Origin of the sequence: Breoghania sp., assembly GCF_030066895.1 — a bacterium.
Classification (GTDB): Bacteria; Pseudomonadota; Alphaproteobacteria; order Rhizobiales; family Stappiaceae; genus Breoghania.
Genome location: NZ_JASJAV010000008.1, coordinates 62,693 through 88,251, shown reverse-complemented (window position 1 = coordinate 88,251; position 25,559 = coordinate 62,693). Strand labels below are relative to the sequence as shown.

At 62.4% G+C, this 25,559-nt stretch carries 25 protein-coding genes and 6 pseudogenes; 15 read left to right on the top strand and 16 right to left on the bottom strand.

Annotated features, from left to right (window positions below; all coding sequences use genetic code 11):
- Nucleotides 1-34 precede the first annotated feature (34 nt).
- The 5 genes and pseudogenes from QNJ43_RS27010 to QNJ43_RS10450 all read left to right on the top strand — a co-directional run.
- Nucleotides 35-625, top strand: a pseudogene (locus QNJ43_RS27010) (lyase family protein); the annotation flags it as partial.
- A complete protein-coding gene (locus QNJ43_RS27005) occupies nucleotides 571-1,161 on the top strand; it encodes a lyase family protein (RefSeq protein WP_346432937.1) in 591 nt (196 codons plus the stop codon). The pseudogene QNJ43_RS27010 and the gene QNJ43_RS27005, both read left to right, overlap by 55 nt.
- A 41-nt stretch (nucleotides 1,162-1,202) precedes the next feature.
- A pseudogene (locus tag QNJ43_RS27000) lies at nucleotides 1,203-1,316 on the top strand (hypothetical protein); the annotation flags it as partial.
- 151 nt (nucleotides 1,317-1,467) lie between these two features.
- Nucleotides 1,468-1,671 (top strand): DUF4169 family protein, encoded by a 204-nt coding sequence (locus QNJ43_RS10455; protein ID WP_300469762.1) that lies wholly within the window; start codon nucleotides 1,468-1,470, stop codon nucleotides 1,669-1,671.
- The gene (locus tag QNJ43_RS10450) at nucleotides 1,668-1,886 is read left to right on the top strand and encodes a ribbon-helix-helix domain-containing protein (protein WP_300469760.1); all 219 of its coding nucleotides are present in this window, start codon (nucleotides 1,668-1,670) and stop codon (nucleotides 1,884-1,886) included. The genes QNJ43_RS10455 and QNJ43_RS10450 overlap by 4 nt, the downstream gene beginning before the upstream one ends.
- 93 nt (nucleotides 1,887-1,979) lie before the next feature.
- On the opposite strand, the gene QNJ43_RS10445 is transcribed toward QNJ43_RS10450, so the two are convergent.
- From QNJ43_RS10445 to QNJ43_RS10410, 8 genes and pseudogenes are all read right to left on the bottom strand, one after another.
- Nucleotides 1,980-2,336 (bottom strand): hypothetical protein, encoded by a 357-nt coding sequence (locus QNJ43_RS10445; protein ID WP_300469758.1) that lies wholly within the window; start codon nucleotides 2,334-2,336, stop codon nucleotides 1,980-1,982.
- 500 nt (nucleotides 2,337-2,836) lie between these two features.
- On the bottom strand, nucleotides 2,837-3,619 hold the full coding sequence (locus QNJ43_RS10440; RefSeq protein WP_300469756.1) for a hypothetical protein: 783 nt from the start codon (nucleotides 3,617-3,619) through the stop codon (nucleotides 2,837-2,839).
- Nucleotides 3,513-3,989, bottom strand: coding sequence for an AsmA-like C-terminal region-containing protein (locus tag QNJ43_RS10435; protein ID WP_300469754.1), 477 nt, complete (start codon nucleotides 3,987-3,989; stop codon nucleotides 3,513-3,515). The genes QNJ43_RS10440 and QNJ43_RS10435 overlap by 107 nt, the downstream gene beginning before the upstream one ends.
- A 30-nt stretch (nucleotides 3,990-4,019) precedes the next feature.
- Nucleotides 4,020-4,748 carry a hypothetical protein gene (locus QNJ43_RS10430; protein WP_300469752.1) on the bottom strand — a complete coding sequence of 243 codons (729 nt, stop codon included), beginning with the start codon at nucleotides 4,746-4,748 and terminating at the stop codon, nucleotides 4,020-4,022.
- Nucleotides 4,749-4,790: 42 nt separating this feature from the next.
- Nucleotides 4,791-5,351, bottom strand: a complete 561-nt coding sequence (locus QNJ43_RS10425) for a hypothetical protein (RefSeq protein WP_300469750.1) — start codon at nucleotides 5,349-5,351, stop codon at nucleotides 4,791-4,793.
- Nucleotides 5,348-6,199, bottom strand: coding sequence for a hypothetical protein (locus tag QNJ43_RS10420; protein ID WP_300469748.1), 852 nt, complete (start codon nucleotides 6,197-6,199; stop codon nucleotides 5,348-5,350). The genes QNJ43_RS10425 and QNJ43_RS10420 overlap by 4 nt, the downstream gene beginning before the upstream one ends.
- A gap of 38 nt (nucleotides 6,200-6,237) precedes the next feature.
- Nucleotides 6,238-6,696 carry an AsmA family protein gene (locus QNJ43_RS10415; RefSeq protein ID WP_300469745.1) on the bottom strand — a complete coding sequence of 153 codons (459 nt, stop codon included), beginning with the start codon at nucleotides 6,694-6,696 and terminating at the stop codon, nucleotides 6,238-6,240.
- Nucleotides 6,697-6,821: 125 nt separating this feature from the next.
- Nucleotides 6,822-8,186, bottom strand: a pseudogene (locus tag QNJ43_RS10410) (FAD-linked oxidase C-terminal domain-containing protein).
- A gap of 200 nt (nucleotides 8,187-8,386) precedes the next feature.
- Here QNJ43_RS10410 and QNJ43_RS10405 point away from each other — a divergent pair.
- On the top strand, nucleotides 8,387-8,872 hold the full coding sequence (locus tag QNJ43_RS10405; RefSeq protein WP_300469742.1) for a thioesterase family protein: 486 nt from the start codon (nucleotides 8,387-8,389) through the stop codon (nucleotides 8,870-8,872).
- 9 nt (nucleotides 8,873-8,881) lie between these two features.
- Here QNJ43_RS10405 and QNJ43_RS10400 read toward each other — a convergent pair whose 3' ends face one another.
- Entirely contained in the window at nucleotides 8,882-10,420 is a 1,539-nt protein-coding gene (locus QNJ43_RS10400) for a chloride channel protein (RefSeq protein WP_300469740.1), read from the bottom strand.
- Between the two features lie 630 nt (nucleotides 10,421-11,050).
- Here QNJ43_RS10400 and QNJ43_RS26995 point away from each other — a divergent pair.
- From QNJ43_RS26995 to QNJ43_RS10380, 7 genes and pseudogenes are all read left to right on the top strand, one after another.
- Complete coding sequence (locus QNJ43_RS26995) at nucleotides 11,051-11,398, top strand: hypothetical protein (RefSeq protein WP_346432929.1); 348 nt, start codon at nucleotides 11,051-11,053, stop codon at nucleotides 11,396-11,398.
- Nucleotides 11,399-11,401: 3 nt separating this feature from the next.
- Nucleotides 11,402-11,797, top strand: a pseudogene (locus tag QNJ43_RS26990) (chloride channel protein).
- Nucleotides 11,689-12,102: a chloride channel protein gene (locus tag QNJ43_RS26985; protein ID WP_346432928.1), complete on the top strand. Its 414-nt coding sequence runs from the start codon at nucleotides 11,689-11,691 to the stop codon at nucleotides 12,100-12,102. The pseudogene QNJ43_RS26990 and the gene QNJ43_RS26985 overlap by 109 nt, the downstream one beginning before the upstream one ends.
- Nucleotides 12,078-12,557, top strand: a complete 480-nt coding sequence (locus QNJ43_RS26980) for a chloride channel protein (protein WP_346432927.1) — start codon at nucleotides 12,078-12,080, stop codon at nucleotides 12,555-12,557. The genes QNJ43_RS26985 and QNJ43_RS26980 overlap by 25 nt, the downstream gene beginning before the upstream one ends.
- Before the next feature lie 151 nt (nucleotides 12,558-12,708).
- Entirely contained in the window at nucleotides 12,709-13,569 is an 861-nt protein-coding gene (locus QNJ43_RS10390; RefSeq protein ID WP_300469738.1) for an AraC family transcriptional regulator, read from the top strand.
- An 18-nt stretch (nucleotides 13,570-13,587) separates the two neighbouring features.
- Nucleotides 13,588-14,277, top strand: a pseudogene (locus QNJ43_RS10385) (AzlC family ABC transporter permease); the annotation flags it as partial.
- Between the two features lie 107 nt (nucleotides 14,278-14,384).
- Nucleotides 14,385-14,696, top strand: a complete 312-nt coding sequence (locus QNJ43_RS10380; RefSeq protein ID WP_300469736.1) for an AzlD domain-containing protein — start codon at nucleotides 14,385-14,387, stop codon at nucleotides 14,694-14,696.
- Between the two features lie 79 nt (nucleotides 14,697-14,775).
- Here QNJ43_RS10380 and QNJ43_RS10375 read toward each other — a convergent pair whose 3' ends face one another.
- A complete protein-coding gene (locus QNJ43_RS10375) occupies nucleotides 14,776-15,423 on the bottom strand; it encodes a glutathione S-transferase family protein (protein ID WP_300469734.1) in 648 nt (215 codons plus the stop codon).
- Nucleotides 15,424-15,540: 117 nt separating this feature from the next.
- Here QNJ43_RS10375 and phaZ point away from each other — a divergent pair.
- A pseudogene (gene phaZ, locus QNJ43_RS10370) lies at nucleotides 15,541-16,743 on the top strand (polyhydroxyalkanoate depolymerase).
- A gap of 550 nt (nucleotides 16,744-17,293) precedes the next feature.
- Here the strand turns inward: phaZ and QNJ43_RS10365 are convergent.
- The 4 genes from QNJ43_RS10365 to QNJ43_RS10350 form a co-directional block, all read right to left on the bottom strand.
- Nucleotides 17,294-17,806, bottom strand: a complete 513-nt coding sequence (locus tag QNJ43_RS10365; protein ID WP_300469732.1) for a hypothetical protein — start codon at nucleotides 17,804-17,806, stop codon at nucleotides 17,294-17,296.
- 2 nt (nucleotides 17,807-17,808) lie between these two features.
- On the bottom strand, nucleotides 17,809-17,946 hold the full coding sequence (locus tag QNJ43_RS10360; protein WP_300469730.1) for a hypothetical protein: 138 nt from the start codon (nucleotides 17,944-17,946) through the stop codon (nucleotides 17,809-17,811).
- Nucleotides 17,933-18,850, bottom strand: coding sequence for a phytanoyl-CoA dioxygenase family protein (locus QNJ43_RS10355; protein WP_300469727.1), 918 nt, complete (start codon nucleotides 18,848-18,850; stop codon nucleotides 17,933-17,935). Before QNJ43_RS10355 ends, QNJ43_RS10360 begins: the two co-directional genes overlap by 14 nt.
- A gap of 149 nt (nucleotides 18,851-18,999) precedes the next feature.
- A complete protein-coding gene (locus QNJ43_RS10350) occupies nucleotides 19,000-20,814 on the bottom strand; it encodes an aminopeptidase P family protein (protein ID WP_300469725.1) in 1,815 nt (604 codons plus the stop codon).
- A gap of 449 nt (nucleotides 20,815-21,263) precedes the next feature.
- On the opposite strand from QNJ43_RS10350, the gene QNJ43_RS10345 reads away from it, so the two are divergent.
- Nucleotides 21,264-21,461 (top strand): hypothetical protein, encoded by a 198-nt coding sequence (locus tag QNJ43_RS10345; RefSeq protein ID WP_300469722.1) that lies wholly within the window; start codon nucleotides 21,264-21,266, stop codon nucleotides 21,459-21,461.
- Between the two features lie 157 nt (nucleotides 21,462-21,618).
- Here the strand turns inward: QNJ43_RS10345 and QNJ43_RS10340 are convergent, their stop codons facing one another.
- Nucleotides 21,619-22,506 (bottom strand): 50S ribosomal protein L11 methyltransferase, encoded by an 888-nt coding sequence (locus QNJ43_RS10340; RefSeq protein ID WP_300469720.1) that lies wholly within the window; start codon nucleotides 22,504-22,506, stop codon nucleotides 21,619-21,621.
- Between the two features lie 272 nt (nucleotides 22,507-22,778).
- The gene (locus tag QNJ43_RS10335; protein ID WP_300469718.1) at nucleotides 22,779-25,244 is read right to left on the bottom strand and encodes a UvrD-helicase domain-containing protein; all 2,466 of its coding nucleotides are present in this window, start codon (nucleotides 25,242-25,244) and stop codon (nucleotides 22,779-22,781) included.
- Nucleotides 25,245-25,559 lie beyond the last annotated feature (315 nt).

The following is a 25,559-nucleotide window of genomic DNA, read 5'->3' as shown; positions in this document are numbered from 1 at the left end:
CGTTCGGCGAAATTTCCGTTCCCGCGGATCGCTATTGGCGCGCGCAGACCCAGCGCTCGATCCAGAATTTCCCGATCGACGACGAACGCATGCCCGAACCGCTGGCGCGCGCACTCAGCATCGTCAAGATAGCGGCGGCGAAGGTGACCTCGATCTCGGCCTCATCGACAAGACGCTCGCCGACGCGATCATCCAGGCGACATCCGAGGTCGCCGACGGCAAGCTCACCGACCATTTCCCCCTCGAGATCTGGCAGACGGGGCCCGGCACCCAGTCGAACATGAACGCCAACGAGGTCATCTCCAACCGGGCAATCGAGATCCTGGGCGGCGAGATGGACTCCAAGAGCCCCGTCCACCCCAACGATCACGTCAACAAGGGCCAGTCGTCGAACGACATCTTCCCGACCGCCATGCATATCGCGGCCGCGCGCGAGATTGCCGACCGGCTGGTACCGGACCTCGCGCGCCTGCACAACGCGCTTGAGACCAAGTCCGACGCCTTCAAGGACATCATCAAGATCGGTCGCACCCACACCCAGGACGCACCCCCGCTGACCCTTGGCCAGGAATTCTCCGGCTATGCGGCGCAGGTCACCTCCGCCATCTCGCGGGTGGAACAGTCGGCCGAGGACCTTCTCGATCTCGCCCAGGGCGGCACCGCGGTCGGCACCGGGCTCAATGCGGCTTGACCGGCCTGCCCTTCCGCACCGCGCCGAACAAGTTCGAGGCGCTCACCGCCCACGACGCCATGGTTCACACCCATGCCGCGATCGAGACGGCGGCCGTGGCGCTCTTCAAGATCGCCAACGACATCCGCTTCCTCGGCTCCGGCCCGCGCTCCGGCCTCGGCGAACTGATGCTGCCGGAAAACGAGCCCGGTTCCTCGATCATGCCGGGTAAGGTCAATCCGACCCAGGCGGAGGCGCTCACCATGGTGTGCACCCGCGTCGTCGGCAATCAGGCGACGATGGCGTTTGCCGGATCGCAGGGCCATTTCGAGCTGAACGTCTACAGGTCGGTTCTGGCGGCCACGCTGCTGCAGTCTGCACGCCTGCTGGCCGAAATGCCGCCGTTTCTTTCGCCGAACGCTGCGTGGACGGGATCGAGGCCAACGAGGCGCGCATCACCGGACAGATGCAGCGTTCCCTCATGCTGGTGACCGCGCTTGCACCCAAGATCGGCTAAGACAAGGTCGCCAAGACGGTGCATGCCAACGGCACCACATTGCGCGAGGAAGCGCTGCGGCTGGGCTATGTCAGCGACGAGGATTTCGATGCGATCGTGCGGCCTGAAAATATGCTCGGCCCGAAATAAAATCGCTTTACCACACAAAAAGTCCAATTCGCAACGCAACTTTATGGGCATTACTGCGTTACGGTAGCGGGCTGTATCTGGGCGGGAGCTAAATTCCGCCTAGATACCCGGAAGTCATTGGGGCGAGGGGGGCTCGCGTCGGAGACATATCATGACAGCCGACATCATCAATCTACGGCAAGCACGCAAGGCCCGGCGTCGTGCCGACAAGGAAACCAAGGCGGCCGAAAACAGGGTTCGCTTCGGGCAATCGAAGGCGGACAAGGAAACGGCGAAAGCCGAAACCGAAAAGGCCACCCGGTCGTTGGAAGGACATCGGCTGGATCCCCCCAGCCGGGATGACGACGGCGCATGAGACTGCACAAACGTTTCCTCACCCTGCATGGTCACCGCACGAGCCTGGCGCTCGAACCCGAGTTTTGGGAAGCGCTGGAAGAAATCGCGCGCGATCGCGCGCTTTCGCTTGCCGCGACCGTCACCCAGATCGACGACAACCACACCTCGGATGCCGTGCTGACCTCCGCAGTGCGTCTGGCGGTACTCGCCCACTATCGCGAAACCCGGCACTGAGATCCCACGGGTCGACAGATTTCGTCACGCTACAAAAAGGGCGACCCTTTCGGGGCCGCCCTTTTCATTTGCCAGATACGCGAAGGCGCGGTCTTACCAGTTGCAGGTATCCGTGCGCTTCGGATCCTTCTTCAGGCCGGTCTTGGTGAACCATTCCTTCGTGAAGTCGTCGGCAGGCGACAGGGTCTGCCCATCATCGGAGACGGAGAAGGTGAACTTGCCGTCGGACTGAAGCACCACGTATTTCGTGCCTTCCCGCGCTTCCACGGTGTAGATCCGGTGCCCCATTCCCGCATAGGCCTTGCCGCCGTCGCAGAAGACCGCTTCCTTCATCAGGCTGTCGGCGTCCTGATTGACATAGGTCCCCTCAAGCCAGTCGGCTACCATGGCGGAACCCGCCATCACGCTTGAGATCGTAACAATCGACAAGTAACTCGCGGCTTTTTTCATGTCATCTCCATATTCTTGTAAGGTCTAAAAGCCGTTCGGGTTATATATATATTTTTGTGTCAACTCCATAGCCGCGCCGTATAATTTTATTTTATTCACATGATATTCTTAATCACGTAAATAATAAATTCCTCTAGGTAAGTAAAAAAATCTCAATACGAAAGGGAATAGCGGCAACATACGGCCCCGCCGCAATCACCTTTCGCTGTCGTCGTCATCCCTCGACTTCTACCGGGCGACGATTATGAAGAGATGGAAATGGCTTGCGGGATCCCGCAAGGAGGCGCATGCCGCCGCAGAGGGGCGCCCCGCCTCAGTTCCCGGGATAGGTCGGGTTCAGGATCACGCGATTGCCGGGCAGCGTTATGTAGCGCGGCACCTTGGGCCTCGTGTCCTCGCACGACGACCGACGGGACCGTACGGGCATATCGCTTGAGGGTTGGCTCTGAGAGCTGATACTCCCGGTAGTTTCCTCCGATGCCGCTTCCTGCACAGGGCTTTCAACAGCGGGCGTTACCGCGAAGCTTATCTATCGAAATCGGGGCGCCGAGCCCACCGTTCAGTTTCAGCGGCTCGCCCGTGGCGGGAACGGGAGTAAGCCCGCTTTTCGGCTTGCCCGTACCGCTCCGGGGATCGTCTGCGCCATCGATTGCCGGGCGAATTCGTTTGATGAACTCATACATCGACATCGGGCGCCCAATATCGCCCGTATCGGAGGTCTGCGGCTCCTTCGCCGCCTTTGCAGCGTCGCAGGCCGCTTTTTCCTGAGCCGCCTTTTCCTGCGCCGCTTTCTTTTCCCGTGCGGCCTTTTCCTGGGCAGCCTTCTCCTGTTGCGCCTTGGCGCGTTGGGCGGCCTCTTCCTCAACCTTGCGGGCAGCCTCTTCCTTGGCCGCCTGTTCGCGCTCCGCCTTCTCCTCCGCCGCACGCTCGCGCTTTGCCTTGTTGCGGTTCAACTGGCGCTGTTCGCGCATCAGCCGCTCACGCTCGTTGACGTCGGCCTGAAGATCCTCGACCCGGCGCACTTCCTTCTCAAAAGCGCGCAGTGTGAGGAAGGCGGTGAAGGGCTGAATGTCGATCTCGCGATGCGGCGCATCGAGCGGCCCGCGGAAGAGCACGCCGACCTGCGGCTCGGCTCCAGTCACCGCATTCTCGCCCGCATCCACCTTCAGCGACCAATCACTTTCCAACGCCCAGCGTTCGAGATCCGCCTGCCCCGACCTGAAAGCCGTTGCGCTCAGACTGTCGACGGTCACGTTGCGCGCCCGCGCTGTACCGCTCGCCACCACCAGCGTCCCGTCGATACGCTTGAAGGGCAGCGAGCCGATATCGAGATGGCTCTCGAACGCCCTTGGAGACCTCTTCCGGCTTCAGATTGAACCCCGCGTCCGCCGCACGGATGACGGACGCAAAGGCCGCCGGATTGATCGAACGGATCTCGCCGTCATGCACGGTGAAACTGCCACCGCCCGCAAGGTTCGCCACAATGCCCGCAATCGAGCGCCCGGTTCCTTCAGAATCGCCCTTCGCATCCAGCAGCCCCGTTGTCACTGGACGGTCGTTTCGACGCCACACGAGATTTTCCAGCGCGGTTCCCGTCAGCGCCAGATTACCTGAAACAGCCGCCTGCGCACCGGAGCGCTTGATCAGCAGCAATCCCTTGGCATCCCCGCCGTTGAACGTTCCTTATAGCCCGTCAATCGCCAGCTCGTCGGCACGGATCTGAAGCGCGAAATGCGCCTGCTTGACCGGCTGCTCAAGTCCCACATCGACGGCCCCGCTCGTCACGTTGAGCGAAACCGTCCCCTGCCCCATCAACGGCGCACCGAAGGCACCCGTCGGCCAGGGCGTATCCGTTTCCCCCGCACCGGTTCCTCCGACGGAATCCCACACATCCGCACCGAGCAGGACTTCGGAAAGCGGCGCCAGCGCGACGCGTGAGACCATCACGTCCCCCGTCACGCGCCGCAGGCCGGACTTCAAAACCGCATCGAGCTTGCTGGCCAAGGTGATGTCGCCGAGCCGCGCACTCACATCGCTCAACGATGCGGAGGCGCCTGCACCTTCGACCTTCGCCTTGGCATCCACCGGCAGCTCGCCGCTCATCATGGGAAGGAGCCGCCCGGCCAGCATACCGAGCGGAGAAACGTCCGCGCTCTTAAAGGCAAGCGTGCCCGAATAGACGGGAGCAATCGTCGCCCCCTCGTTCTGCGGCCAGGACATGGATCCGTCGAAAGAGGTGGAAGCACCGAGACCATCGGCGATCAGCGTCACAGCCAGCCCGTCGGCCGGTCGCCCTTCCGCCCTCACCGTCACCGAGCCGCTTCCCAGGTCCGGCAGGGGCACGACATCGATCCCCAACTGGTCGAGCAGGTGCACGCCTTCCTCGGCCTTGAGGGAAAGATTGCCCGTCACCTGCGCCTCGCGCCAGTGATCGACCGCGCCGGAGGCACCGAGCTAACCGTCGAGCTTGCTTCCGCCCAGATCGCCGGACAGCGCCATGCAAACCTGCGAATTGTCCTCACCGTCCGCCTTCGCCGTGATCGAGCCGTCGATGCTGAGCGGCGCCAGCGCCTCGCCGCCCGCGGCAAGCCGGTCGACCAACGGATTTTCCGGAAAGGGCCCTTTCAGCATGGTCACGAGCCCATCGATCCGGCTCGCCTTGACGCTCGTACGGAAGGATCCGTCGGGCGCGGTGGAAAGCTTGTCGATCCGCCCGCTTGCCTCGATCTCCGCTCCCGCGAGATCGGCGGCTGAGAACTGCTCCACCTGCAGATCGTCGCCTGCAAGGCTCGTAGCAACCCGCACCTTGTCCGCAAAGACGCCCGCATAGACGAGCCGGTCGGTCTTCAATCTCACCGAGATATCGGTATCGAGCGCAGGTCCGGCTTTGTTGTCCCCGCTCTTGCGCCCCATCATGTGAGCGAAGGCTTCAAACCGATCGAGATCGAGCCGATCGACCTCCAGATTGGCCGCGACACGGGCACGGCCCTGATCGCTCGCCGCCCGCCAGGTCACGTCGCCACCATGAGGCGAAGGCGGAAGGTTGCGGGGGAATCTATGCGAACCTGACCGGAAAAGGCCGGTTCGTCCGCGCTGCGCAATTCGCCCCGGCCCGACACTGTCGTCTGGCCGGGAAGACGCGCCTCCAGATCGGCGATCTTCCAGCCGCGCGGCAGGGTTTCCGCTTCCAGATGGATATCCTGCGCCAGACCGCCTGCAACCACGAGGGCGGGCAGGTCCAGCTTGAACAAGCCGGGTATCGGCGGCAGCGGCAGGGCCTTGATAACCGCGATCAGCGCCTCCGCGCCGCCTTTGATGGAAAGCGGCTCGCTTGGCCCGGCGCCGGAAAAACGATCGAGATCGAGCTGTTTTCCCGAAAGACGCGCCGTGAAGGACGGCGTTGCCCCGAAATCGACGCGACCATCGCCATCGATGCGGACCGCACGATCCTCCGGCCCATAGCGCAAGGAGGCCTTGTCCACCTCAAGCGCGCCGGGATTGAGCGAGAACGATCCTTCGCTGCGCCACAGCTTGACCTGAGGCTCCAGCGTGGCGGCACTCCCCTCGCCTTGCCCGTTCGCGACGTCGGCAACGCTTTGCGCCGTGAAGCCGCCGTCATAGATCGGCTTGCCGTCTTCCTGCCCGAGCAGACCATCGGTTTGAAGCGTTGCGGCGATGTCGGTGAGTTGGATTTCCGCCTTGACGCGGATCCCGTTGGCCCCGCGCCGCCTGGTGGCGATACGCAGCGACTGGCGCACGCCCGCGATCTGCGCGCTTCCGTCCGCCTTGAACGACCCTTCCAGCGACTGCGCGGAGACCCTGAGATTGATATCGTCGGCCCGGTAGGTCGCCCGTGCGCGCATCGATGACGCTCACCGCACCGTTGGTGACCTCCACGTCCTCAAGCTGCACGTCGTCGGGATTGATGGCGGAGCCGGAATCCGGCACATGCGCCGTCAGCCAGTCGATACGGCCGGATTCGTCCAGCGAGACGTTCAGCTCCGGCCGGTCCAGCTCCATGTTCAAGACCTGGATCTTGCCGGTCAGGAGAGGCGGCAGTTCCACTCGCACCTTGAAGCGCGAAATGACCATTAGCGGATCTTCCGCCGGGTCCGACCCGCACGTCGGAGAAGGTCAGTGTCGGGGTCGGCAGAAGACGCGCATCCGTCGAACCCAGCACGGTCACCCGTCGACCCAGCGCCTCGCCCGCATATTCCTCGAACGTGGTGCGATAGGCGCTCCAGTCGATAAACATCGGCGCCACCAGCGCTGCGACCAGCGCCAGGATCAGGGTCGTACCGACGGTGATGTAGATCGAATTCAGCGTTCGTCTCCGTGGCGGTGCGGATTCTCGCGACATCGATCGGGTTCCACCGGTCGGCCATGCGATATGGCCATCCAGTTCACATCTGCAGGCCCCCGCTCGGAGCGCCCCTCTCAGCCGACCGGATCAGCGCCCGCGCGCCGGAAGCGAATCGACCTTCCTTACTTGGGTATGATCTTCCCCGGATTCATGATGTTCAACGGATCGATCGCCACCTTGATCGTCCGCATCACATCGAGGGCATCGCCGTGCTCCCGTTTCAGGTACTTCATCTTGCCCTAACCGACGCCGTACTCGCCCGTGCAAGTCCCCTCCATCTCGATAGCGCGCCAGTTTAACCGCTCGATGAAGCCATATGCAGCGGCAATTTCGTCCTTGTTCTCCGGATCAACGAGAATGGACACATGGAAGTTGCCGTCGCCCACATGCCCGACCATCGGCGCGATCAGCCCTGTCTCCTCGACATCGGCACGCAGACATCGGTCGTCAGCGACTTCTTGCCGGGTTTCAGCGCCAGACAGGCCCAATAGGCGTCATGCCGCGCCTGCCAGAGCTGGGTGCGCTCTTCCGCCTTGTCCGTCCAGACGAACGGCCCGCCGCCGAAATTTTCCGCGATCTGGTCGAAAAGCTCCGCCTGCTCGGCAACACCCGCATCGGTGCCGTGGAATTCCAGAAACAGCGTCGGCGTTTCCTGCAGCCCAAGCTTGGAATAGGCGTTGACCGCCTCCACCTGCATGGCATCAAGCAGCTCGATGCGCGCAACCGGAATGCCGGACTGAATAGTCAGGATCACCGCATTGCAGGCGCTTTCCACGTCCGGGAACGGGCACACGCCACCGGAAATCGCTTCCGGAATGCCCTGCAGCCGCAAGGTGACCTCGGTGATGACGGCCAGCGTTCCTTCCGAGCCGACGAGAAGACGGGTGAGATCGTACCCGGCCGAAGACTTTTTCGCCCGACTGCCCGATGGTGCCGTCCGGCATCACCGCGGTCAACGCCAAAATGTTGTCCTTCATGGTGCCGTAGCGCACCGCATTGGTGCCGGAAGCCCGCGTCGAGACCATGCCGCCGATGCTCGCATCCGCGCCTGGATCGATGGTAAAGAACAGCCCCGTATCGCGCAGATACTCGTTGAGCTTGGTGCGGGTGATGCCCGGCTGAACCACGCAGTTGAGATCCTCGGGGAAGATCTTCACCACCTCGTTCATCTGGCTGAGATCGATGCACACGCCGCCCACGGGCGCATTAACGTGGCCTTCGAGCGAAGTACCGGCGCCGAAAGGAATGACCGGCGTCGCGTTGACCGCGCAGATCTTCACGATCTCGGAGACCTCTTCGGTGGACTGCGCAAAGACAAGCGCGTCCGGAATCTGATTGGCGATCAGGCTCGTGGTATGTCCGTGATGCTCGCGCACCGCATGCGAAACGGAGCAGCGCTCACCGAAACGTTCGTTCAGTTGCGCCACGATCGCAGCGATACCGTCTCCCTCCCGCTTGTCCTCCCGTTCCGCTGTCGCCAGCACCATATTTCCTCTCCTATGCGTTCATGAAACCGGTTCTTTGCATCGGTTCCATTGTTTTTCATGACAAGTTTGCGTTTGATGGTTGATGGGCGACGACGAAATCCGGATTGCCAAAATTCGGCCTACTGTTAATTGTCTCGCACCGCTGCGCAAATCATTTCGCAGCGATAACGCGGCGTACATCCCCAGCCCAGGAGTTTTTCATGTCGAATGCCGAAGTCCCTTTCCGCTCAAGCGTCATGCACGTGGAAGAAGACTGGATCGACTATAACGGTCATCTCAACATGGCCTACTATAATGTTATTTTCGATCGAGCCATAGACGAGGCGTTCATCGAGATCGGACTAGGCCCGGATTACCTGAAGCAGGAAAACGCATCCTACTTCACTGCGGAAACCCATCTGTGCTACGTGCGGGAATTGTCGCTGGGTGATCCGGTCACGGTCACGACCCAGATCATCGGCTTCGACGCCAAGCGCATTCATACGTTCCAGGAATTGCACCACACCGACGGCTGGCTGTCCGCGACCTCGGAACAGATGTCGCTGCACGTCGACATGTCCCAATACAAGGTCGCGCCGTTTCCACCCGGTGTAGTCGAGAAACTTGGCTATTTCGGGAAGCTTCACGAAGCGCTTGCCCGGCCGGAACGTGCCGGCCGGAGCATCGGCCTGCCTGCGAAGAAGTAACCCCGCCCGTCAGGCGTAGTGGTTGGCAACCACTGCGCTCGCGATCTCGGACGTGTCGATAACGCCGACCACATCGTCGGGACGCGGAACGCCCGGATCGCCTTCGATGATGATCCCGTAGCTGCGGTCACGCTGGTTCATGCGGGCGATGACCGAGTTGAGGATGTTCGTCTCGGGTGCGATCACGTAGTCGGTCGACATGACATCGCGCAGCGTCTGTCCGCAATCGCGATCCGGTGCGTAGGGAATAGTGCCGAAACGCACATACCCGGCGATCCGCGATCCGTCGGAAACGATCACGTGCTGCGCTCCGCATTCCGAAAGCTTGGCCACGGCCTCGGTCAACAGCGTTTCGGCGGACAGGATCATGAAGTTCTTCGCCATCAGCTCCTTGGCTTGACGCACCAGATACATGTTGGTGTGACGCATGGAGGGGATCGGCTTGCCGCGATTGCGCAGCTTGATGGTGTAGATGTTGGCGGAGACCAGCGACCGCCGCACGCCCACCGCAATCGCCACCGCCAGCACCAGCGGCACGATCACGTTGTAGTCGCGCGTCATCTCGAAGATCATCACGATGGCCGTCATCGAAGCGCCGGTCGCGCCGCCCACCAGGGCGCCCATGCCGACCAGAGCGAATTCCGCCGGTGAGAAGCCGTGCCCGGGAAACAGCATCGCGCTGATGACACCAATCGCACCGCCGAGTGCGGCACCGATGAACAGCGACGGCGAGAACACGCCGCCGGAAGCACCGGACCCCAGGCTGACGGAGGTGGCGAAGAGCTTCGCCAGCAGCAGCGCCGCCAACAGCATGAAGGTATAGAGCTTGCCGTTCAGAATGTCTTGAATGGTCGCGTAGCCGACGCCCGAAGTGTGATAGTGGCCGGTCGTCAGGAAGAAGCCGTAGCTCAGGCAACCGATCAGCAGCATGCCGACAATGTTCTGCGTGTAGTCGTTGCCCGGCAGCATCGGGAAGATATCCTCGCACCAGGCGAGGAACTTCACAAAGGCCCAGGAGGCGATGCCCGCAAAGCCGCCCAGAACCGCGTAGGCGACGAGCTGCACCATATCGACTGCATGATGCGACGACAGGCCGGCGATCGGCATGATGAAGGCCGGATCGAGGCCAAGCGCGATGCGCGCCACGTAGATGGCCGTTGCGGTTGCAACGACAACGGGAAGGAACGTGCGCGAGCTCACTTCCGGCAGCAGCATCTCCACGGCGAACAGCACACCGCCGAGCGGCGTGTTGAAGGTGGCCGCGATGCCAGCGCCCGCACCTGCGGAGAGAAGCGTGATCTTCTGCCAGCGCGCCAGATGCAGCATGCGCGCCAGCGTCGAGCCGAAGGACGCGCCGATCTGGATGATCGGCCCCTCACGTCCGACCGATGCGCCGGATCCGATGGAAATGGCGGAGGCCAGCGACTTCACGACCGCCACGATGCCGCGCACGTCGCCGTTCTTGTGATAGATCGCGAACATCACTTCCGGCACGCCGTGGCCTTTGGCCTCGGGAGCGAAGGTGCGCACCAGGAAAACGACGATCAATCCGCCGATAACCGGAGCCAGAATGATGAACGGGCCGAATGAGCTCGGCGCTTCGAACTGGTTTGCGTCGTAATAAAGAGAAAAAGTATCGTAGTAGAATATGTTATGAACTATCGAAATCAGGTATCGAAATATAACGGCACCCGTCGCAGCGACCAATCCAATAAGAAAGGCGAATACACAAAGAGCGGGGATCGAATAAATCCGCGCCTCTGGTGAGGCAAGCGGATCGGTTTCTTGATCAGGCATGCTCGTTAGCTCGGAAGCGGACATGACGACGCAAATTCCATGGGCTGAACTACTCGAAATCGACCGGGGAGGGTCGATAAAGGGGGCCCAAGGCCAATGAAAACACCGTACTGGAAACATGGCATCCCGAGCAATACGGAGCTCGACGGGGCTTGGACGCCACACTCCTGAACCTTGGCGTACCGAAAATCAAGGGTTGCAAGCGGAATTTACGGAAACGATTCCACTTTCTCTCGCCTCCTCACCCATCTCCCCCTATGCTGATTGCCTGAGCGAAAATCGTAAACGCCAACAAAACCAAGCAATTCCCCGTCCATAAAGGCCGAAAAATCTCCACTGGCGAGAATACTGGATCCGTTAAAAAGCGGGTTTACTTTCGTCGTGACCGACATACGGGTCAACGGGCTGGTCTTTACGTCGCGTCGTCAACCGCTGGTCTGGCTGCTTGCCCTCGTCATCGGCGTCGTGGTCGCCCTGGCAGCGATTCTGTTTCGCGTCGGCATCGGCCTCGTCCAGCTCCCCTGGCTCGGCACCGCTTCCGAAAGCGTGGTGACCGCAAGCTGGAACGTTTCCTTCATCTGGATCCTGTGCGCCCCGATCGTCGGCGGCCTGCTGGTCGGTTTTCTGCTGCAGACCATCCCGAAACAACGCACCTTCTCGGTGGCAGACGTGATGGAAGCCCGCGCTCGCGGCGGACACGGCCTGCCCTTCTGGCCGGGGATCTCTTAGGCGCTGCTCACAGTCCTGTCGCTGGGATCGGGCGCCAGCGCGGGCCGCGAAGGCCCCGTCGCTCATCTCGGCGCCACGGTTGCGGCGGCGTGGTGCAATCTCTTCTAGCTCGCCATCACCGCGCGCCGCGTGATGCTGGCCTGCGGCGTCGCCTCCGCCGTCTCCACCTCCTTCAACGCGCCCATCGCAGGCGTCCTCTTCGCCCATGAAGTCATTCTCGGCCATTACGCGCTGTCAGCCATCGTGCCCGTCGCCATATCCTCGGTTGCCGGAACACTGATCACGCGATTGTGGTTCGGAGACGTGGCCCCTTCGTCATTCCCGGCCACCAGATCTCCTCCTACTGGGAATTTCCCGCCTTCGCGCTGCTCGGCGTGGCCTGCGCGGCGGTCACCGTGATCTTCCAGTTCGCGCTGACCGGATCGGAATGGGTCGCGCGCCATATCCCCATGCCCCTGTGGCTGCGCCCGGCGGTGGGCGGAGCGGCTGTCGGCCTGATCGCACTCGCTTATCCGGAAGTCCTGGGCGTCGGCTACGAGACGACCGATGCAGCCCTTCGCAACAACCTGCCGTTGGCAGCCATGCTGGTCCTGCTGGTGGCCAAGATCGCCGCCACCACGATCACGCTCGCCTCGCGCTTCGACGGGGGACCTTCTCGCCCTCCCTATATCTGGGAGCGATGGCCGGTGGCGCCTTCGGCCTGATCGCCGCCAAGGTCTTTCCCAATCTCCCCTCCTCGGAAGGGCTCTATTCCATTCTCGGCATGGGAGCCGTGGCGGCCGCCATGCTGGGTGCACCCTTTTCCACCACCGTCATCGTCTTCGAACTGACCGGCAGCTATGCGCTTTCCATCGCGCTTCTCATCACCGTTTCCATCTCCACCGGCCTGACGCTCGCCGTGCACGGGCGCTCCTATTTCCATTGGCAACTGGAAATGCACGGACTGGAACTTCAGGCGGGCTCGCACCGCTATCTGGTGCGAACGGTCCATGTGCGCGATTTTCTGGAGCCGCCCGGCGAGGACAATCCGAAGGAACTCGACGACAAGGAGGAGACCGGATCGCTGCCCCCGGGAGACTCCCTTGAAACGGCGCTGCGCATGTTCGATACCTCCGGCGATGCCCGCGTTCCGCTGGTCAAGGAGCGCGGATCGCGCTAGATCATCGGTTATGCCCGGCACATCACCGCGCTCGACCGGTTCAACAAGGCGCAGATCGAGGCGAGCCGCGAAGAGCACGAATAGGTCGCTCCCGGGACATGGAAGCAATTGTGTCCAAGACACCGTCGCGGCAAGCCGCTACAGTTTTCCCATGATGACGACGAACCAACCCGAAACAGTCGAGCTGGCGCGGGTGAGCGCGGGCGAATGCGCGCGCTTCTGGCGCAAGCCGCGCCACGATGCGCTCGAATGCCTGTCGGCGACGTTCCGCACCCACGTCTACACACCGCATACCCACGAGACCTATGTCGCCGGCGCCATCGTCGTCGGCTGCGAGGGCGTCAATATCGCGGACTACCGCGGCGCGGCCCGGCCGGGCGACATCTGCTTCGTCAATCCCGGCGAGCTGCATGACGGTGCGCCCGTCGACGGCGGCTACACCTATCGCATGTCCTATCCGGAAACCGATTTCATCGTAGAAATCGCCGAGGACATGCTCGGCCGCCGCCCGCGCACCCTCCCCCGCTTTCGCGCGCCCATCGTCCGCGATCCCGCTCTCGCGATGACTTTCGCTCGGGCGCATCGGCGGCCGGAGGCCGGACACGGCAGTCTGGAGAGCGACGAGCTGTTCCATCACTTCTTCACCCACTCGCTTGCCCGCTATGCGGATCTGGAACCCGCCGTCTACGCCACCGCGCATCATCCCGCTCTGGCGCGAGCGCGCGACTATATCGACGCACATCTGGACGAGATCATCGATCTTGCCACGTTTGCCGAAATCGCCGGGCTCAGCCGTCACCATTTCCTGCGCGCCTTCCGCAAGATCTACGGTCAGGCGCCGCACGCCTTTCTGCTCGACCGCCGGGTCCATGCCGCACGCCGATTGCTGCTGCATGACGTACCCCCGCCGCAGGTGGCCACCGCCTGCGGATTTTACGATCAAAGCCACCTCAATCGCGTGTTCAAGGGGCGGATGGGCGTCACCCCCGGCGTCTTCCGCACCACGGCCTGAAATTCTACCGAAACGATCATGTCCGATTTGTCCTCCGGCCCCGGCGATACAAAAGCCGAATTCGCCGCCGGCGTCATCAAGGCCCTGCCTGTCATCCTGGCCACGGCCCCCTTCGGCCTGCTGCTCGGCGCCATCGCCGCGCAAAAAGGCTGTCGCTTCTGTAAATCGGGCTGATGAGCACGCTCGTCTTCGCCGGAAGCGCCCAGTTCATCGCCATCGACCTGTGGAGCACCCCGGCGCCATGGCTGGCGCTCGGCTTTTCCGCGCTACTGATCAACCTGCGCCACGTGCTGACGGGAGCCTCCATCACGCCCAAGCTCGGCCGGTTCCCCACCGCCCTCCGCCCCCTTCGCCATGTACTTTCTGGTCGATGAACTGTAGGCGCTGGCGGAGGCGCGCGCGGCACGCGCCCCACTCACCCCGGCCTTCTATTTCGGCATGGGCTGCGTCTTCATCGTGGGCTGGAACAGCTGGTCGCTGCTGGGCGGGGTCATCGGCCCGGCTCTGGACGATCCGGTCGATATCGGCTTCGATTTCGCCTTCAGCGCCATGTTCATCGTGCTGATCGTCGGCTTCTGGAAGAACGCGGCGACCGGTGCAGTGCTGGCGGCAAGCGGCGGCACGGCGGTCTTCGTCCACGCCCACGTCTCGGGCGCCTGGTACATCCTGGCCGGCGCATTTGCCGGAATGATCGCCGCCGCCCTCTTCTGGCGCCCGGAAAGTCCGGAAGCACCAGCCTCCCCCTCCCAGCTTCAGGGCGAATGGAGCACGGACACGCCCGGCTCCCGCCTCGACATTCCCCAGGAGGCCCACCCATGAGCGCGTTCGATTTCGACCCGACAACGCTCGCCGCCTTCGTGGCGATGGGCGTTGCGACCTACGCCACCCGGCTCGCCGGTCTCACCCTGGTGCGCCACATCCCGTCAATCGACCGCTTCAAGGCAGCCCTGGAAGCCGTGCCGCCCGCTGTCCTGATGACCGTCATCGCACCGATGGCGCTCGCAACCGGCTGGGCGGAGACGCTCGCGGCTGCAATCACCGCGATCGCGGCAACGAGATTGCCGCTCTTCGTCGTGGTCGCGATCGGGGTCCTGTCGGTGGTCGGGTTGCGAATGGTGCTTAGCTGAGAAGCGGAACACGTGGCCCGTCTCGAAGGATGGGCCACGCACTCAACGCTCTCGCCACATGAGTTCTCGGACCGTCGCCCTAAAACTCCACCTCCAGTTCGATGATCTCGTCGGGCTCCTCCATCGCGCCTTCGGTCCATTCCTTCATCAGCGACCAGTCGAGGATCGTCTGGCAATAGGCGGCGATGTCCTCCTCCATGTCCACAGCATAGGTGACGAAACGTGTGCAGACCGGCGCGTACATGGCGTCGGCGACCGTCGGCACCTTGCCGAACAGATACGGCCTGCCGTGAACTTCCAGACATTCGCGCCAGATCGTCTTGACGCGCTCCACGTCGGGGCACGCGCCGGAGAAGATCTTGAAGCTCTTGTGCCGGGCCTTGAGGTTTATCGGCAGGGCGGAGCGCAGGTTGTAGAACCCGGAATGCATCTCGCCGGAGACCGAGCGGCAATGGTTGCGCGCCACCTTGTCCTTCGGCAGCAGCCCCGCCTTCGGAAAGCTTTCCGTCAGATAGGTCGCGATCGCCAGCGTATCCCACACGGTCACGTCACCGTGAACCAGCCGCGGCACCAGCATGGAGGGTGACAACAGCAGCAATTCCTGGCACGCCTCCTCGTCCAGATCGACTCGCACCTCCTCGAATTCCAGCCCCGCCATGCGACACAGCAGCCAGCCGCGCAGAGACCAGGAGGAATAATTCTTCGAAGAAATCGTCAATATTGACATATGACAAACCTCCCTCTTCATATTTTCGCACCGCATCATATTTTATCGCATTGCATGATATAACCCATTAGCGCATTTTGTGCATATGATTGAGGGCGGGGCAAACAGGACGGATCCATGATGTACCAGGCCTACCAGTGGCAGGATGACCTGATCGAGCCGATGCGCTTCTTCGCGCACCAGATGCGCAATTCGGCTGACACCCTGTTCTGGTCGCTCAGCGATCCGGTCAAACGGCGGTTGACGGCCGGGCTGGAGATGATCGAGCGCTTCGAGATCAGCCATGTCTCGCCGGACTTCGGCATCACCGAGGTCATGAGCGGCAACCGCCTCGTTCCGGTTTCCGAAAGCGTTGCGCTCGACCTGCCCTTCGCCCGGCTTCTGCATTTCACCAAGGACACAAACACGCCCCAGCCGCGCGTTCTTGTCGTCGCCCCCCTGTCCGACCACTTCGCGACCCTGTTGCGCGGCACGGTGCAAACCTTGCTGCGCGATCATGACGTCTACATCACAGACTGGGCCAACGCCAGCGACGTGCCGGTGGAAGCAGGATCCTTCGGGGTGGAGGATTACATCTCCTACAATCATCCGCTTTCTGGAGGAGATCGGCCCCGACGCGCACGTTCTGGCCGTCTGCCAGCCCTGCGTGCAGGCGCTTGCCGCCGTCGCGGTCATGTCGAAGGACAAGCACCTCGACACGCCGCGCTCCATGGCGCTGATGGCCGGGCCCATCGATCCACGCGAAAGCCCGACGGAGGTGAACGAGTTCGCGATCGCCAAGTCGTTCGGCCGGTTCAAGCGTTCGGTCATTTTCACGGTGCCATCTCGCTATCGCGGCGGCGGTCGCCGCATCTATCCGGGCTTCCTCCAGTTCACAGACTTCATGGCTATGAACATGGACCGCCACCGCAAGGCGCATGAAAATCTCTATCAGCACATGGTCGCGGGGTGCACGGAAGAGGCGAGGAAGATAAAAGACCTTCTACGATGAGTATTTCGCTGTCCTGGACATGACGGAGGAATTCTACATCGAGACAATCGACCGCGTGTTCCACAAGGCCGAGCTTGCCAAGGGCGAGCTGGTCGACCCGAGTGCCATCACCTGCACCGCGCGCGCTCCTGACGGTCGAGGGCGGACGCGACGATATCTGCGCGCTTGGCCAGACGTCTGCGGCCCACGAGCTGTGCAACTCGCTCCGCCCCCACCTGAAGCGCCACCACCTGCAGGCCAATGTGGGCCACTACGGCGTCTTCAACGGCAAGCGCTGGGAGCGCGAGATCTACCCGGTCGTCCGGAACATGATCCGGTCGATGGAGTAATCCACTCGGCACGGCGCGAACGTGTCCCCTCTCCGATGGGGAGAGGTTATGAGCGAGCGACGCAGCTCCCTTTCCGCCCATACGTCTTGCCCACTCCACCGTCATCACCCGGCGCAGTCCGGGTGATCCAGCGAGAGCGGCATGCACTGCGGCAACGTCTGAATTATCCGGACAAAGCCGGGCACAATGACAGCAGTCGGGGACGGCGGCGCGGGGACGGCACCTCTCCATTCTCACGCAATATCTCTTGCCTATTGGGGCGTTTTATTTTCCCCGAAGCCACGACGGCGGGTTCGGCCAATCCGAATATGTCTCAGCATCGGCATAGAAGCCTTCGAAATGGTCTTCCGGTTGTGCCGTCTTCCACGCTCGTTCGGTCATCGCGATCGGGAAGTGACAGCAATCGAATTCCCACACCATGAGAACTCCCGGATCCGGCAAATGGACGGCATAGGGCCACGTCCCTGTGATCGCATTCGCCAAGTTATAGGTTGTAATTTCGGGTGAAAAGACAGATAGCGGCTCCGTAAATACGTTACAGCAGAACTCATCATAGATATCGACCGTAGTTTTTACGAAGCGGGAAAAACCTGAATATGTCCGGCTCCAGAACAGAGCACATATTGTCGCCTGTAGGGAAATACAGCTCTTCAGCTTCACAATACGCCGAAATCTCTTTCTGCAGATCCCGAACGATTTCAGAACGCTCCCCCGGGCGAGCCGTTCCGCAGGCTCCAAGGAGCCAACCAGCCATGAAGAACGAGTGCATGCAGCTTTCCGGGGCGACTGCCACACGCATCTCCTCCCAGGACACCGGTACTCCGCGGGCTTTGGCGACATCGTCGAAATCTTCGTCGAACCAACCTTCTCCGTGACAGAACTCTCGCCCTGTCCCATCCCCATCGGCTTCGGAAGCAATCCGGAAACACGGATGGAATGCGATGAAGACACGGTCGTAAATTCCCTTCCACCAGTCCAGCATCGGCGCATCCCGGTCAGGACACACAATTTCGCGCGGAAGTTTTGGGCCCGTCTCCGGGTCATTGCTAAAAGCCGTCTTCATACTCACGTCTCCCGCCACCGAACCGGCGGATCGAGCGGTTTGACCGCGCCGACCGGCGGCTGACCCCTCTTGCCCTTCTTCGCCTTGCGCGTGTTGAGCCAGTCGTGAAGCTCTGCCTGCCGCCCCTTAAGGCCCGGCAACGAAAACGGGGCGAGCTCCCGTGAAGGACAGAAACGGATTGCGCCTCAGCGAGCCGTAGACGCCGAGCCGCACCGTCGCCCGACGGCTCACGCCGCCCGCATGAAAACCGTGCGTATCGGCCACCACCAGCGTGTTGGCGGGCACGGCCACGCTGACCGAGGCGCCATAGCCAAGCTCCTCCAGTTCCTGATCGGAAATCCGGAACGAACCAAGCGCATGGTGCCAGTTCCTATCCTCACGAGCGATGAGCGACTTCTCGTATTCCCAGCGCAACCGTTCGGGCGTCATCCGGTGCGAGCCCGGCACATAGGTGAAAGGTCCGCCGTCCTCCGCCACGTCCTCCAGAAAGAACCACGCCTTCGCGGTCGCGTGGAAGGTATCGGAGTGAAATACCGTCTGCGGGTCGCGCGGGCCGCGATCCGGTTCGGCAAAGATCGTGTGCAGAAACACGATCGGATTCGCATCTGTGGAGGCCACATAGCGCAGCAGCCCCTGAAACAGCGCGCCGTTGACGAAAGATCCGATTTCCGGGTGATCGGCGCACATGGCGCAGGTTGCGGGCGCAAAGCGGGTGACGGCGTTTCCCTGCCACATCTCCTGGGCGGGAAAGGCGTTTTCCTCCACCGCGCGGCGAAGCGCCTGAAAGTCGGCCTCCGGCAAGGCGTTGCGGCGGATGACGAAGCCGTCGCGGGCGTAATCCTCCACGTCCCTCGGCTCCACCAGATGCGCCAGTCTCCGGCGCCGCCAGTCCACCATGCGCTCGGCGAGCCGGACGCGCGCCACATGCAGCCTACGCCGGTTGAGCCCGGGAGAGTCAATCAGCGGATTGTCGCAAAACGACTTCGCCCCGCTCGCCAGCTCCAGCGCCCAGACGGGCACCCGCAGGATATCGATGGCCTTCATGCATCCTCCCCGGATTGGCCGTCGCTCTCATGGAGCCGGGTGCGTTGGTGTGTGAAGCCCATCCTTCGAGACGGGCCACACGCCCTCACCCTCCGAGCCCTCCCGGCTCGAAACCGAGAGAGAGCCACAGCCCTCTCCCGGCAACAGTCTCAGTCCTGAAGCGGCTCCGTCGCTGCCTCGAGCCAAGCGCGCGTTTCCGCGTCCAGCAACGAGCCAATCTCCTTGCGCACGCGGGCGTGATAGGCATCCACCCAATCCCGCTCATCCGCATTCAGTATGGAGGTGACGATCAGTCGACGATCGATCGGCACGAGCGTCAGCGTCTCGAAGCCCAGCATCGGCCGCTCGCCGCCTTCAATCGGCGTCGCCTCGGTGACCAGTTCCAGGTTCTCGATGCGGATGCCCCACGCGCCATCCTTGTAGTAGCCCGGCTCGTTGGAGATGATCATGCCCGGCTCAAGCGGCGTCTTGCCCGTCTTGGCGATGCGCTGAGGGCCTTCATGAACGCTGAGATAGGCGCCCACGCCGTGCCCCGTGCCGTGATCGAAATCGAGCCCGGCCTTCCACAACGGAATACGCGCCAGCGCATCGAGCTGCGCGCCCGACGTGCCAGCGGGAAAGCGTGCAGTGGAAATGCCGATATGGCCCTTCAGCACCAGCGTGAACTGCTGCCGCATTTCCTCGCTCGGCTCACCCACCGCCATGGTGCGGGTGATGTCCGTGGTGCCGTCCTCGTACTGCGCACCGGAATCGACCAGGTAGAGATTGTTCATCTCGAGGGGAAGGCTGGAGGCCGTCGTCACCCGGTAATGGCAGATGGCAGCATTCGGCCCGGTACCTGAGATCGTGTCGAACGAGATATCCTTCAGCTTGCCGGTCTCGGCACGAAAGCCTTCCAGCGCCTCGGACACCGAAATCTCGTTGAGCCCGCCCGACGGAGCGGTTTTCTCGAACCACAGCAGGAACCGTGCAAATGCCACAGCATCGCGGCGGTGCGCGGCGCGCGAACCCTCGATCTCGACCGCATTTTTCACGGCCTTGGGCAGCATCACCGGGTTGTCCCCTAAGCGAACCTTTGCACCATTCGCCTCCAACCGCTGCACGGTGGCATCGCCCGACATGTCGGGATCGACCAGCACCGTCTTGCCGGAAAACCCGTCCAGCGCCGACAGGAAACCGTCGGGCTCGCCGACCTCGGCCAGTTGCCCGAGCGCATCCGCCACCGTATTCGACATCTTGCGATGGTCGATGAAAAGAAGCGGTTTAGCATCGGCGCGAACAATCGCGAAGGCCAGCGCAACCGGGAGATGCGGCAGGTCGTGACCGCGAATGTTGAAGAGCCAGGCGATGGAGTCCGGCTGCAGGATCACCGCAGCATCACATCCGCCTTCGCGCAGCTCCGCCTTCAGCCGCTCGATCTTGTCCTTCGCTCCTTGCCCCGCAGAGGACATCGGATGCAGGACAACCGGCTCAAGCGGCGGCTCAGGGCGGTCCGTCCACACCGTATCGATCGGATTGCCGTCGACCGGCACAAGCTCCGCGCCCACCTTTTCGCAGGCGCTCTTCAGCTTCTTCACGCCGTTCACGGTGTGAAGCATGGCATCGTAGCCGATGCGCATGCCCTTTTTCGCCTTGAGCTGGATCCAGGTATAGGGCGGCGTCTCGATCAGGTGCAGCGGCTCAAACAGCTTCGCATCGACTTGATCGCGCACCTGAATGGTGTAGCGACCGTCCACGAAAATCGCCGCCTGATCCGGCAGGACGACCGCGGCACCGGCCGAGCCGGTAAACCCGGTCAGCCAGGCAAGGCGTTCCTCGCTGGGCGCGACGTATTCGTTCTGGTGGGTATCTGTGTGCAGCGCGATGAAGCCATCGAGACCGCGACGGTTCAGTTCGGCCCCCAGGGCGACCAGTCGGTCGCCGTGTACGTATGATTCAGAGGGGGGATCGTAAGACTGGAACATGAGATCAAACTAGCGCTTTCTGAGCTCAAGACGACAAGAGATTTGCATCTCTTATCCTCCCGCAATCGCCCGCGCGCAAAGAAACCCGCATGCCGACCACCATCGCGGCCGCATTTTCAACCGAGTGGAGGTGCGACCAACCAGCACGTGCAGGAAGCTCGGTACGCAATTACGCCCCTAGTAGCCCTACTGAGGTCGCTTCGGCAGTCGGGAACGGCTCTGATCCCGACATTGGAAAACGCCCGGAAAACCGGCATTTTCCACCCATTTTTCGAGCAAGATGATCAGAATGGATACCGCAGCGCACAAACGGAAAATCGCGCATTCCAAAATGGCAGGGCAGCTATGCGATACCAGCGCTTACTGAGGGTCACCTGCGTCCATACTTTCGGGCCAGTGAGCGACGGGAATGATCTTCCCGGCCGCACGTGACCGAAGGAGATTTCATCATGGCGACTGCCTCTGTAATCTCGACCGGACTTCCCGGCGCCCGTCACGGCCTGTTCCGTCGCGCCCTGGATCGCATGGTCAACACCCGCGAGCGTCAAGCGCACCGCTATGTCAATGGATACCTGTTGCAGCTCGACGACGCGACGCTGAACGCGTATGGCTACGACCCAGCGAGTTGGAGCGCGAAGGCGCGATGACGCTGCCCTACTAGGCGGCAAAACCGGTTCAAAGAGACCGGATACAACGCGGCTTCGGGAGGCACAGGGCGTGACCGCAAAGCGGTACGCCCTGCCTTCGTTTCAGGGACGGGTTTTCTCTGACAAAAGCCTGCCAACAAAGGCTCTCGCCGGGGCCTCAAAGCTCCGTGCGCGTGTTGGCGAAGGTCAACGTCAGCCAGTCTTCGTGCTCGATACGGTGGGTCAGGCGGAAGCCCTGGCCGCGATAGGATGCGATCACGCGCGGCCCGTCGGCAACTCTGAGGCCTGAAAGTACCAGCGTGCCGGGCTTTGCCATCAACAGCGAGATCGAACGGGCCAGCGCCATCAGCGGACGGGCCAGAATATTGGCCACCACCAGATCGAACGGTGCACGCGCCCGAATGCGCGGATGATCAACGCCCGTCGCCGTCACGCATTCCACCAGTCCCAGCACCTCGTTGAGCCGCGCATTGGCCTTTGCCGCAGCCGTGGCGACCGGATCGATATCGGTTGCAAGCACCGGCAGGTGCGCCAGCTTCGCCATGCCGATGGCAAGCACGCCCGAACCGGTGCCAAGATCGAGGATAGACTTGTAGTGCCGCCGCTTCAGGACCCGGCACAATTCCTCCAGACACCCGACCGTGGTGCCATGATGACCGGTGCCGAAGGCCTGCGCGGCCTCGATCTCGATGCCGATCGCATAGGGCGAGATCTTGTCTCGATCATGGCTGCCGTGGACGACAAACCGACCGGCGGAGACCGGCGTAAGGCTTTCCAGCCCCTTGGCGATCCAGTCGATATCCTCCAGCACATCCGTCACCACGGGAGCCGCGAAGGCATCGGTGCCGACCTTGTCGAGGATCTCCGCCCTCACCGCTTCGGGGTCGCCGTCGAAAAACAGGATTTCCGCCACCCACGGCCCGTCCATCACCGTCTCGTAGACGGAGACGGGATAGGCCTCTTCTTCGAAGGCGGCTTCGAGAATACCGGCAATGCGCTTGGCTTCGGTTTCCTCCGCCGTCACGCGGGCGCGGATCATGGGCATGGAAACAAGGTCCTGGATAAAGGGCCGCAAGAGAACGGCTCGGGAATTGGAACAATATGCGCCTTATAGGGCGAAGGGGAGAGGCGCGAAAGGGGCCGGGCACTCAGCATGTTGCGCCCGGGATGACGCTGGAGAGATTTCTCAATCCGGTTCGAAACCGCTTTCCATCACAAGATTATCGAGTGTCATCCCGGGCGCGCTGCGGCACGCAGTGCTGCTGCGCAAAACCGGGATCTCGCCCCGCTTGCCGTGCCCCTCAGGCCGCGCGCGCCTCAGACAGCCTCCACGAAACTGTCCAGAACCTTCTTGCGGCCCGCCTTCTCAAACTCAATGGTCAACTTGTTGCCGTCGATCGAGGCCACGCGGCCGTAGCCGAATTTCAAATGGAAGATCCGCTCGCCCACCGAATACGCGGATTCCGTTTCCGTCACGCTCTTGGCGACCAGTTCGCCCTCGATGGTCTTCGGACCGCCCCGGCCGCGCGAGCTTTTCCCGAACCCGCCAGACGACGCCCCGCTTTCACGGTTGCGCTGGGCGCGTTGCCAGCCCGGCGTAGAATGGTTGCCGGATGCAAACGGATCGCGCGTATCGAACCGGCTGCCGCCATAGGGGCCCATGCCCGAGGTGCCATATCCGCCATAGGACGATGACGGCTCGGACACCTCCACATGTTCTTCCGGCAACTCGTCCAGAAAGCGCGAGGGGATGGAGGTCTGCCACATGCCGTGAACGCGGCGATTTGCGGTAAAGCGGATGCGGGCGCGCTTCTTGGCGCGCGTGATGCCGACATAGGCGAGGCGGCGCTCTTCCTCCAGCCCCGCACGCCCCGATTCATCGAGCGCGCGCTGGTGGGGAAACAGCCCCTCCTCCCAGCCGGGCAGGAAGACGGTATCGAATTCCAGCCCCTTGGCCGAGTGCAGCGTCATGATGGAGACAGCATCGTCCGTGTCGCCGGAATCCCGATCCATGACCAGCGAGATATGCTCCAGAAAGCCTGCCATGGACTCGAATTCGTCCATGGAGCGGATCAGTTCCTTGAGGTTCTCCAGCCGCCCCGACGCATCCGCGGAGCGGTCGTTGCGCCACATCTCCGTGTAGCCGCTCTCGTCCAGAATGATCTCCGCCAGATCCGTATGCCTCTGGCTTTCAAGCTGTGAGCGCCAGCGGGAAAAATCCATCAGCAAATTCTTCAGCGTGTTGCGCGGCTTGGGGCGAAGCTCTTCCGTCTCCACCAGCATTCCGGCAGCCTGCATCATCGGAATATTCTGAGCCCGCGCCAGCTCCCGCACCTGCCTGAGCGACGCATCGCCCAGGCCCCGCATCGGCGTATTGACAATGCGCTCGAAGGCCAGATCGTCGGAGGGCTGCAAGGTTGCGCGAAAGTAAGCCAGCGCGTCGCGGATTTCCAGGCGCTCATAGAAACGCGAACCGCCGATCATCCGGTAGTTCAGCCCCAGCGTGATGAACCGATCTTCGAACTCGCGCATCTGAAAGGACGCGCGCACCAGAATGGCGATGTCGTTGAGCTCATGCCCGTGGCGCTGAAGATCCTCAATCTCCTCGCCAATCGTGCGCACCTCTTCCTCCGAATCCCACACGCTCGCCACCGAGATGAGTTCGGCGTCCGGATCATCGTGATCGGTGAACAGCGTCTTGCTGAGCCGTCCCTCGTTCTTGGCGATCAGATGGGAGGCGGCGACCAGAATGTGCGAGGTGGAGCGGTAATTGCGCTCCAGCCGGATCACCTCGGCGCCGGGAAAATCGTGGTCGAAGCGCAGGATATTGTCGACCTCCGCCCCGCGCCAGCCGTAGATCGACTGGTCGTCATCGCCCACGCAGCAGATGTTCTTGTTGCCCTGGGCGAGCAGACGCAACCACAGATACTGCGCGATGTTGGTGTCCTGATACTCGTCCACCAGCATGTAGCGGAAGCGCTCCTGAAAGCTCTTCAGGATTTCCGGCTGCTCGCGGAAAAGCCGGATGGTCAACAGCAGCAGATCGCCGAAATCGGCGGCATTAATAACGCGCAAGCGCTCTTGATAGTCGGCGTAGATCTTCCGCGCCTTATTGGGGCCGAACCATTCAGCGTCCCCCACTGGCACTTGCTCTGGTAGCAACCCTCGATTCTTCCAAGTGTCCAGTTTTATTGCGAACCAACGCGGCGTCCATCGCTTAGCGTCAACACCTTCAACCTGAAAAAACTGCTTGATCAGGCAGATCTGGTCGTCCGTATCCAGAATGGAGAAATCCGGCCTCAGCCCCACCATTTCCGCATGACGGCGCAGGATCTTCAAGCCGATGGAGTGGAACGTGCCAAGCCACGGCATGCCCTCCACGCTCTCGCCGACGAGCGAGGAAATGCGGTCCTTCATCTCGCGGGCGGCTTTGTTGGTGAAGGTCACGGCGAGGATCTGGCTCGGGAAGGCTCGCCGGGCCGCCAGAATATGCGCGATCCGGGTGGTGAGCACGCGGGTCTTGCCTGTGCCCGCGCCTGCCAGCACCAGAAGCGGCCCGTCGAGGCTTTCCACCGCATCGCGCTGTTCGGGGTTCAGACCGGAGAGATAGTCGACGACTTCGGGCGCCGGCCGCACGGCCGCCATGGCGCGCGCAGCGATGCTTCCCGTCCCGGGGCGTGGCGGCGCGGGTTCCAGAGCCTTGCCGGATGCAGAGCCCCTGCCCGGGCCCGGCAGGTCCCAGCCGTCCAGATCGTCGTCATGCGTGCCGCCGGAGGTGCTCATTTGTCCACGAATCTCCTGTGTCATTGCGGAACAATATAGCAACGATCATGGTGCAAGCGAGGCCGTGCGCGGGGTTTCTTGGGGGGGGGGCAGGGCAGGAGATACGGCAGGGATCGCATCTGACGCCCATCCGTCGAGACAGCGCGGCCCCCACTCCATCCCCCGCACCTCCAATGGATCCCCGACTTGATCGGGGATCCATTGGAGGTGCGGCCCGGCTCGCTCTTTACCCGAGCACGCCACTTAGCGCGCGTCGTCGACCACGGTGGTGTGGCTCTCTTCCGGGCCGAGAATGCACGCGTTCCGCGCGCCGGA